This is a genomic window from Paenibacillus qinlingensis (genome assembly GCF_031455095.1).
Taxonomy (GTDB): Bacteria; Bacillota; Bacilli; order Paenibacillales; family NBRC-103111; genus Paenibacillus_E; species Paenibacillus_E qinlingensis_A.
Genome location: NZ_JAVDSB010000007.1, coordinates 273,382 through 282,118, shown reverse-complemented (window position 1 = coordinate 282,118; position 8,737 = coordinate 273,382). Strand labels below are relative to the sequence as shown.

General features: G+C 46.7%; 11 protein-coding genes. 8 read left to right on the top strand and 3 right to left on the bottom strand.

Annotation, left to right across the window (positions count from 1 at the left end; translation table 11 throughout):
* Positions 1-149: 149 nt before the first annotated feature.
* Together J2736_RS20125 and J2736_RS20120 are read right to left on the bottom strand one after the other, a co-directional pair.
* Positions 150-491, bottom strand: a complete 342-nt coding sequence (locus tag J2736_RS20125; RefSeq protein WP_310500367.1) for a DUF3992 domain-containing protein — start codon at positions 489-491, stop codon at positions 150-152.
* A 31-nt stretch (positions 492-522) separates the two neighbouring features.
* Positions 523-897 (bottom strand): DUF3992 domain-containing protein, encoded by a 375-nt coding sequence (locus tag J2736_RS20120; protein ID WP_310500366.1) that lies wholly within the window; start codon positions 895-897, stop codon positions 523-525.
* Between the two features lie 318 nt (positions 898-1,215).
* Here J2736_RS20120 and J2736_RS20115 point away from each other — a divergent pair, with 318 nt between their 5' ends.
* The 8 genes from J2736_RS20115 to J2736_RS20080 all read left to right on the top strand — a co-directional run bounded on the left by J2736_RS20115 (position 1,216) and on the right by J2736_RS20080 (position 7,582).
* A complete protein-coding gene (locus J2736_RS20115; RefSeq protein ID WP_310500365.1) occupies positions 1,216-1,587 on the top strand; it encodes a hypothetical protein in 372 nt (123 codons plus the stop codon).
* Positions 1,584-2,858 carry a DNA polymerase IV gene (locus J2736_RS20110; protein ID WP_310500364.1) on the top strand — a complete coding sequence of 425 codons (1,275 nt, stop codon included), beginning with the start codon at positions 1,584-1,586 and terminating at the stop codon, positions 2,856-2,858. The genes J2736_RS20115 and J2736_RS20110 overlap by 4 nt, the downstream gene beginning before the upstream one ends.
* Positions 2,855-3,379, top strand: a complete 525-nt coding sequence (locus J2736_RS20105; protein ID WP_310500363.1) for a hypothetical protein — start codon at positions 2,855-2,857, stop codon at positions 3,377-3,379. Before J2736_RS20110 ends, J2736_RS20105 begins: the two co-directional genes overlap by 4 nt.
* A 146-nt stretch (positions 3,380-3,525) precedes the next feature.
* Positions 3,526-4,206, top strand: coding sequence for an SOS response-associated peptidase (locus J2736_RS20100; RefSeq protein ID WP_310500362.1), 681 nt, complete (start codon positions 3,526-3,528; stop codon positions 4,204-4,206).
* 37 nt (positions 4,207-4,243) lie between these two features.
* The gene (locus J2736_RS20095; protein ID WP_310500361.1) at positions 4,244-5,407 is read left to right on the top strand and encodes a metallophosphoesterase; all 1,164 of its coding nucleotides are present in this window, start codon (positions 4,244-4,246) and stop codon (positions 5,405-5,407) included.
* A 5-nt stretch (positions 5,408-5,412) separates the two neighbouring features.
* Positions 5,413-5,958, top strand: a complete 546-nt coding sequence (locus J2736_RS20090) for a hypothetical protein (RefSeq protein ID WP_310500360.1) — start codon at positions 5,413-5,415, stop codon at positions 5,956-5,958.
* A gap of 41 nt (positions 5,959-5,999) precedes the next feature.
* Entirely contained in the window at positions 6,000-7,019 is a 1,020-nt protein-coding gene (locus J2736_RS20085; protein ID WP_310500359.1) for a CobW family GTP-binding protein, read from the top strand.
* A gap of 140 nt (positions 7,020-7,159) precedes the next feature.
* Positions 7,160-7,582, top strand: a complete 423-nt coding sequence (locus J2736_RS20080) for a Fur family transcriptional regulator (protein WP_310500377.1) — start codon at positions 7,160-7,162, stop codon at positions 7,580-7,582.
* Positions 7,583-7,662: 80 nt separating this feature from the next.
* Here J2736_RS20080 and J2736_RS20075 read toward each other — a convergent pair whose 3' ends face one another.
* Positions 7,663-8,736, bottom strand: coding sequence for a polysaccharide deacetylase family protein (locus J2736_RS20075; protein ID WP_310500358.1), 1,074 nt, complete (start codon positions 8,734-8,736; stop codon positions 7,663-7,665).
* Position 8,737: the final 1 nt, after the last annotated feature.

Sequence of the window (8,737 nt, the reverse complement as noted above, 5' to 3'; positions counted from 1 at the left end):
CACGATGGACACCCTTGCCTTAAGCTATGGTTACTACTGCCTTCACCATTCGGGACTTGAACCCTAGAGATAGCGCCCATGCTGGGCGCACTGAATAAGGTGGTTTCTCACGGTTAAGTGAAAAACCACCTTACATGTTGCGGTATATTTTACATGCTGTATCGCACAGTTATGCAAAACTCCCCGGTTGCCGCTGCTGTCGTTGTAATCGTAATCGTATCGAACCGCCCAACTGTAAATGAGGAGCTGCCTCCTGCTGGTACCGTGATAGCGGTCATGACGGGAGCAGCTGAACGGAGAAAGGCAACTGTAATGGCAGCGGTCCCCGTTTCATTTTTGATATATCCAGTACCGCTAATCAGAGTTGCCATATTATCCGTATAAACAATGGTTGTACCTGCTGCGGTCATCAACCAATTCGTACATACTTTATCCTGCACATAGGTTTTGTCTGAACAACAACTAAGAGCTGTGTTACTACAAGAGCACATAATGAGTACCTCCTTTAGGTGTCAAATGGCATTATTGAATTGAATAACGAGTTGTGATACAAAATTCGCCCTGATATAAACCTGCGTCTGTGCCATCCAGTGTTATCTGTATAGTGGCGAAGCGTTGGTAAGTAAAAGCCAGACTTGTTCCAGGTGCAATGGAAACGGGAGCCGTTAAGATGGAAGCTCCAGCGCTGTTTAATACATCTAAGGTTATAGCGGCAGGTCCGGTGTCAAATTTCACATATCCTGTGCCAATGAGGTTGGGATTAATATTATTCGTGTAAACGACAATGTCTACATCCGTGGCAACTACTGTGCCAGTCCATGGTGCACATACTTTATCCTGAACGAAATTTTTCTCTGAACAGCAAGTTAGCGCAGCTGCGGAATTATCACATGCCATAGTTAAGAAAACCTCCTCCGTTTCTTTGTTTCTAAACTATTTAATGCAGGCAATTACCCTGACGCTTGGACATCCGCCTGACTAATGAATATTTAATATGACATGTCTGGGTGCAACTTCAAGGAGATGGGTGCATGTGTTCGTATAGTATTTCCTGTATTTTCTAATTAATAGGTAAAAAGAGATAAAATAATTGAAAATAACTGTATTTCATCCTTTTATTAGTATAAAAATCTCTAAAAAACCACTTGCATAACGAATACGTGTTCGGTATATAATATGGAAAACGAATATATGTTCGCATATGGTGGTGAGGACATGAGTAGTACATCAAGAGTAGAGACAGAAGAGGATGTTCAAATGATTAAGGAATACACACTGTTGCCGATTTTGCTTGATATGCTCGCAAGAGATATGGAGGAGCTTAAGGTTTATAAAGATAAAATCGTTTATAATCACATTCTTTTCTATCTCAGAGAGGTTGAGATGGGGATTTATCCAGAATTACAACAGTTGAAAAGCAAGATGAAGCAGCGTGAGATCAAGGTAATCCACACGGAAATGAATGCTTTAGGGATCCAAGTTGAATACAAAGTTCGAGGTTACATTCATCATTTCACGATGCTTCGTAGTTTGGTCAAGGCTGAGCTTATGACTATGCTGATGAATATGCGGGGGGAATTGCGATGAGCAAGGGGAACAAGGGTGGGGAACGAACGATCTTCCTGGCAGATTGTCAGAGCTTCTACGCAAGTGTAGAGAAGGCTGATCATCCAGGTCTAGAGAATAAACCGGTTGCCGTTGCAGGAGACCCTGCGTTAAGATCAGGTATTATATTAGCCGCCTGCCCTGTTGCCAAAGAATATGGTGTGACGACAGCCGAACGGTTGGGCGAAGCGCTAAAGAAGTGCCCTGAGCTGATTGTTATGCGTCCACGAATGCAGCATTATATTAATGTTTCGTTACAAATAACCCAAATTTACGAGGAAGTTACGGATCTCGTTGAAGTTTTTAGTATTGATGAACAATTTCTGGATGTAACTGGAAGTATTTCGCATTATGGAGATGCGATGACCATTGCCGAGACCTTGCAGCACAAGGTACTCCAACAAACGCGTGTTAGAATTCGCATCGGCATCAGCACAAATAAAATCTTAGCGAAAATAGCAACAGATATTTGGGCCAAAAAGAATGCAACCGGCATTTTCACGCTACTGCCTTCCGATCTGGCGGAACTGTGGGAGCAACCTGTCAGCAAAATGTTCGGTGTTGGCTCGCGGATGACGGCGCATTTCGCCAAGCTGGGTATGTATAGCATCGGCGATGTGGCACGAACACCGCTGCCGCAGCTGAAGCAGAAATTTCGCGCGCGCTTCGGCAAGCAGTCGGATATTCATGCGGAGGTCATGTGGCGGACGGCAAATGGTTTGGATGACAGCCCGGTTACGCCAGGGACGTTTGATACGCCTCCCAAGTCGATCGGCCATATGATGACGTTGCCGAGGGACTATGCGGAATCGTCAGAGGTGAATACGATACTGATGGAATTGACGGAGGAGGTCTGCCGTGACTGTCGACGCAAAGGGTATATGGCCTCTATTGTGACTGTCAGCTGTATGTGTAGTCCCTTTGATGCGCCGACAGGCTTCTCACGCCAGATGAAGATGCCGGACCCAACGAATCATACTGGTACCGTTTTTCAAGCTGTGAAGCAGCTTTTTTATAAATTTTGGGATACGATGCCTGTTCGCCGTGCTGGTGTGATGCTGAGCCAGTTTGTGGATGATGAGACGTATCAGCTCACTCTTTTTGAAGATCAAGTCAAGGCGCGTGAACTGGAGAAAGTGACGGATAGTATTAAGGATCGGTTCGGTAATGCGGCGATTGTTCGTGCGTCTTCTCTGACGGCAGCGGGTCAAGCAAAGACGCGTTCGCTCAAAATTGGAGGCCACTATAAATGAGCAAAAAACTGCAGAATAACGGGTTGTGGGAATCCAGTCGCATGATGCTTCCCCAGCATCGAGAAGCTTTTCAAAACCAACGTCATGACAAACCGCTACCCACAAAACGCCCGACAGCAGATGACATTGGGATTATCAAAGAATCGGTTCTGCTGCCGCATATGCATACGATTGTTTTGCGAAGGGCGCGCGAAGTAGAGCGTTCCTCGGAGATGCTAAGAGCACTCTATTCGAAGGTAGCTCAGGTGTTGGCCAAAAACATGCACGCCGACTTAGCCAAAGTAAAGCGCCATATGCTGGAGAATGACATGCACGTTGCTGAAGAGGAGAAAGACGATCAGATGATCCGTTACCGGTATCGGTGCCGTGAGCATGAGGATCGATTTACGATGACGAGAGACTACATGCGTGCTGAAATTGGTGCGAGAATCGGCCGATATGCCGACAGTTTAGTTACAACGATTTATGGCACGGATCCGCGTGTGAGTGTGTTGGAGATCGAAAAGAACAAAAAATCATGAAGCTGCCTAGCTATCGCTAAGCCTCATGCGGTACAGCCTGAAGAAGAATGGTTCTTCGGGCTGTACGAATTGACGTAAGCCTATCTTTTTTCCATAATGGAGAGAGGAGAATTGGATAACCGTGTGAAGGAGAAGGATGTACACCTATGTGCGGACGCTACACGATTACTGTAACGTTGGAGGAATTGATGCTGCGTTACGATATGTACGATACTTTTATGCCAAGATATAGCCCCAAGTATAATGTTGCGCCCGGACAACCCATCATGGCTATTATCCATGATGGGCAGCGAAATAAGTTAGGTGAGCTGCGCTGGGGACTCATTCCTGAATGGGCTAAAGAAGAGAAGATCGGCTATCAAATGCTCAATGCGCGCTCAGAAACCTTGGCGGACAAGCCTGCCTTCCGCAAGCCATTTGAGCGTAAACGCTGTCTCATTCCAGCAGATTCTTTCTATGACTGGAAAGGAACTGGCAAGCATAAGCAGCCGATGCGTATTATGCTGCGCAGCAGAGAACTTTTCAGCATGGCGGGGCTGTACGACACATGGACGTCGCCGGACGGCAACCGCATCTCGACGTGTACGGTCATCACGACTGAGTCCAACGAGATGATGAAGGATATTCATGACCGGATGCCGGTCATTTTGCCACGGGAGAAGGAAGCTGTGTGGTTAGATCGGGGTGTGAAGAATGTGGAGCAGCTGCGTCCCTTGTTGCAACCCTATCCTTCAGAGCTAATGATGGCGTATCCGGTATCTAATCGCGTGGGGAATGTGCGCAATGATGACGAGCTATGCATAGAGCCGATAAGTCTTTTGATTTAAAAGGTAGGGGTAGTAGAAAAGAGGAGCGTCAAGAAACATGAGAAATGGTATGGTACTAAGAGTTATACTTATACTCGCGATTGTAGTGGGGATTAACGGCTATATTGGCTGGCACCTGAAGGTTTTTCTATCGCATGTAGGGGGTACTTCGTTTCACCCTGGGTTGTATTGGATTGTGTTTTGGCTAGTCGCTTTATCTTATTTAATAGCGTGGTTTGGATCGCGAGTACTGCCTTCAAGTGTATCTAGGCTATTTAAAATCATCGGTTCCTACTGGTTTGCTCTCATCCAATTCGGCGTGCTCCTTTTGCCGTTGACTGACTTGGTGATTGCTGTGCTGCATTTCGCATCTGTTTCACCAATGACCTATGTGCCGATTTTGGGATGGATTGACGTTGTTGTTGTGCTGGCACTTCTGCTGTGGGGCTCTTATAATGCACGCACGCCGGTTGTACGCAAGCATGAGATTACGATTTCGAAGCAAGCGGGAGAGTGGAAACAACTTCGGGTTGCAGTGGCCTCGGACATTCATTTGGGCGTAATCGTCGGCAATCGTCATTTACGCAAGCTGGTTAAGCAGGTGAAAGCGATGAAGCCTGATTTAATTTTGCTGCCTGGTGACGTCATAGATGATGATATTAAACCTTTTATTCGGTATCAAATGGGACAAACCATGCAAGAGCTGCAGGCGCCGTTAGGCGTGTATGCTGTGCTTGGCAACCATGAATACCATGGCGGGCATATTCCAGCTTTTGTGGAACAAATGGAACAAATCGGCATTCGCGTGCTGATGGATGAAGTTGTTCATGTCGAAGAACGCTTATATCTCGTGGGGCGTAAAGATAAAGCAGCGGAACATGCGGCTGGAGGACGTAAGCCTTTAGTCTCCTTGATTGAGGGGATCGATCTTGCGCAGCCAATTATTGCCATGGATCATCAACCATACCAGTTAGATGTAGCAGCGGCAGCAGGTGTCGATGTGAATCTGTCAGGACATACGCATCGTGGTCAAATAACGCCGAATCATCTATTCACTAGGCGGATTTTTGAACTAGATTGGGGCTATCTACGTAAAGGAAATCTCCATGCCATTGTGTCTTCGGGCTTCGGCACTTGGGGGCCGCCAATACGATTAGGCAGTCAATCTGAAATTATTGAACTGATTATTCATTTTACAAGTAACGATAGAGAAGAGGATTAACACGAATGCAAGAGTTAGAGAAGAAACAAATTACCCCTGTGGAGCTGGCGGCAGCGATGATGCAGCTTACCATGAAAAGTATAGAAAATAGCTGGGATACCCTACAGCCGGCAATACTAGCTTACTTGTCTCCTCCCGTGTTAACGATGGCGAAGGAAGATGAATTGGTTAGAGAAGCCTATCTAGCTGCATTGGCGCTGGAAATCTACTGCATTCCTCACGCTTTTGAAGAGGAAACGGCACGTCTAGTGAGTATAGGCATGGGCCAAGTGATGGCTTCTGACAATTTAGCGGAGCATCGTTTATCAGAATCGATTACACAGTACTACCTGCCGCGATTGGCTGCTATAGCTGAAGATGAGCCTGAAGATTTGGCGCTTGAGCTTGTCCGAGAGGGAGCAAGAATCCTCTACGAGCGCATCGAGCTTCCATTGAAGCCTGCGGATCCAGATACTAGTTTGTTATGGGCGAGACTTTTTCCCTTTTTAGCTGGCATTGTTGGGAAATGGCCGATTTTAGCCACGAAATTTGAAGTGCAGACAGAGCAGTAGGGAGCGTAATTAGCCCAAAAGAGTGGAGGAGAACAGCACGAATGTCGAACAACCGAGTTCACGTATATGTCTTATCTGGATTTCTGGGGAGTGGTAAAACGACCTTACTCACCAAGGCCATCGATTATTTCACCGAAGCGGGACGCAAGCCTGCTGTGATTATGAATGAAATTGGCGAAGTAAACTTGGACGGACAGTTAATAGCCAATGAGGTACCTATGTCTGAGCTGCTCGGCGGATGCATATGCTGTTCGAGTCGCGGCGATCTTGGCACCGCATTGAATGAATTAGTGACGGGGGAGCAGCCAGATTTGATTTTTGTCGAATCGACGGGGATAGCGAATCCCATGGAGGTCATTGATGAGATAACGGATGCTTCACTTCTACTTCCGATAGAGCTTTCAGCTATTATTACAGTTGTGGATGCACCGCAGCTGCTCGAGTTAAACCGTACGAGTCGCGGCAAAACCTTCCGGCTTATGCGGGATCAAATTCGTTGTGCGAACTTGCTCTTGCTCAACAAGACGGACCTGCTGCAAGAATCGACGCTTCAAGAAGTCCATGAACTTGTACGGGAATGGAATCCGTATGCGGAAATGCACTATACCGTATTTAGTCAGATCGATATCAAGCTGATTGAAGATATGCACACGGGGGAGTCTGGCAGGGCAGTAGAGCAAGTTGATACGAATGACGAGGCGCAGCCGCACAGCCACGAGCATCACCATTCCCATAACCATGTGATGGCGTATACACACTTTTTTGAACGGGCCGTAGATAGCAACGCATTTGAAGAATTCGTCAGTAAACTTCCACGAGAAGTGTATCGTGCCAAAGGGATTCTAAGCTTCTCGGATACATCTAGCCGATTCTTATTCCAATATGCGTACAGAGAAATGGATTTTGTAAAAATAACGCCGAAAGGCGACGTGCCAGACGTGGCTGTCTTCATTGGTGAAAACTTCGCCAAGGATGCGATTCGGGCGGAATTGCTGAGATTAGAAGCTATGCCTGCTTCAGGGCAAAATAACGAGCAGGAGCAAGTAAATCCTCAACAATAGGTTGAGGATTTTTTCGTGGGACAGATTTCGCCATCGTTCTACACTTGACGCAAGTGGTCTATTTGCTGCACTATAATAGAAGAACATTTCAACACAGAGGGGTAATGCACGTGAGTAAGCATACGGATACGATCGATGAGATGCTAAGAGCGATGTCGCAGAAGGGCTGGCGAATTACAGAGCAGCGCAGAAGCTTAGCGACCCTATTTGCAGAATCGGGTAGTTATTTATCGCCGAAGGATGTTTATGAACATATGAAAATGAAATATCCAGGCATAAGCTTCGATACCGTGTATCGTAATCTCCGCTTGTTGAGCGAGATGGGTGTTCTGGAGCAATTTCATTTGGCGGATGGCTTGAAGTTCAAAGCGAGCTGTTTGTCACACCATCATCATCACATGATTTGCGTCAGCTGTGAGAAGACTGTGACCTTTGAGTTCTGTCCAATGAAGCTTGTGCAGGATTTGCCGGAAAGCTTTGAGATTCAAAGCCATCGGTTTGAAATATTTGGCTATTGTGCGGATTGTAAATCAGCCATGCCTACCGCTCAGGTGAGCGAGTAGGTTGGCGTTACATGCGCATCGGAGAAAAAGCAGTCCGCGGGAGTACTACCTAGCGAGGCTGCTTTTTTTTGGTTTAGAGGCTATCTGCTTTTGGTAACGTGGAGCAGTTCAGGGACTGTGACGAACGTGTAGCCCGAGGCTTTCAGTTTGCTGATTAGCGGTCCAATAGCTTGTACCGTCCCTGATAAATCCTGACTGTCAGCCCCTCCAGAATGCTGAAGAATAATGGAGCCAGGCTTGGTCTGCTGCATGATATTGTGAAGGACTTGATCGGAACTCAAGGATTTCCAATCGAGAGAGTCGACATTCCAGTTCACAATTAAATAGTGATGATCAGCCATCCATTTCACTTGTTCCTCATTGATTGCCCCGTAAGGAGGACGGATTAATCGAGGCGAGTAACCAATGAGGCCCTGCAACACATGTTCGGTGCGCTCAATCTGATTTTGAAATTTATCCACAGAGAGCTTAGGTAGATTTTCATGACTGTACGAATGATTGCCAATGACATGGCCTTCATTTGCGATTCGTTTAATGATATCGGGATGGATCGCAGCCATAGAACCTAGTACAAAAAAAGTTGCCTTCACTTGATTCGCTTTCAAGGCATCTAGCACTTTTGGTGTGAAACGCGTATCAGGTCCATCGTCAAAAGTTAAAGCGATTTTCTTCTCTTGACTTGAGCCGCGGAGCTTGAATGTTTCTGGGTATTTAACAACGAGCTGCGAGAGCGTTAATTTTTTCTGAGCAATACGGATTTGCCCTTGGTTTTTCTGAACAGGCACGGAAGGTCTTTTGGACGCTTCGGTTTGTGTTGCTGGCTTTCTCGAGCTGATCTTAGGTTTCGAGCTCGGCGTTACCGTGGAACGTGGTGCTCGTGAAGGCGTCGCTGATGCGGACGGTACCGTAGAAGCGGAGGGCGTGCTTACGGGTAGCAGCGTATTAATTCGCTTCTTGGCATTTGCAGTGTTTGCATCTGAATCTGTAACGAAATGGGACTCCTCGAAGTCCCTGTTAGCCTCAGTGGATGTCTGAGTGACATGTGGAGAGGCGAGATGGGCCGAGCTCTGATCTGGAAAAGGCTTTGAAAAAGGTGCACCGCAGCTAGTTACAAGCAGGCAAACGATGCTAAAGGACCAAAGCCGTTTGGTCATG

Coding starts and splice junctions, on each gene's coding strand:
- J2736_RS20125 (WP_310500367.1), bottom strand. CDS start 491: ATGTGCTCTTGTAGTAACACAGCTCTTAGTTGTTGTTCAGACAAAACC.
- J2736_RS20120 (WP_310500366.1), bottom strand. CDS start 897: ATGGCATGTGATAATTCCGCAGCTGCGCTAACTTGCTGTTCAGAGAAA.
- J2736_RS20115 (WP_310500365.1), top strand. CDS start 1,216: ATGAGTAGTACATCAAGAGTAGAGACAGAAGAGGATGTTCAAATGATT.
- J2736_RS20110 (WP_310500364.1), top strand. CDS start 1,584: ATGAGCAAGGGGAACAAGGGTGGGGAACGAACGATCTTCCTGGCAGAT.
- J2736_RS20105 (WP_310500363.1), top strand. CDS start 2,855: ATGAGCAAAAAACTGCAGAATAACGGGTTGTGGGAATCCAGTCGCATG.
- J2736_RS20100 (WP_310500362.1), top strand. CDS start 3,526: ATGTGCGGACGCTACACGATTACTGTAACGTTGGAGGAATTGATGCTG.
- J2736_RS20095 (WP_310500361.1), top strand. CDS start 4,244: ATGAGAAATGGTATGGTACTAAGAGTTATACTTATACTCGCGATTGTA.
- J2736_RS20090 (WP_310500360.1), top strand. CDS start 5,413: ATGCAAGAGTTAGAGAAGAAACAAATTACCCCTGTGGAGCTGGCGGCA.
- J2736_RS20085 (WP_310500359.1), top strand. CDS start 6,000: ATGTCGAACAACCGAGTTCACGTATATGTCTTATCTGGATTTCTGGGG.
- J2736_RS20080 (WP_310500377.1), top strand. CDS start 7,160: ATGCTAAGAGCGATGTCGCAGAAGGGCTGGCGAATTACAGAGCAGCGC.
- J2736_RS20075 (WP_310500358.1), bottom strand. CDS start 8,736: ATGACCAAACGGCTTTGGTCCTTTAGCATCGTTTGCCTGCTTGTAACT.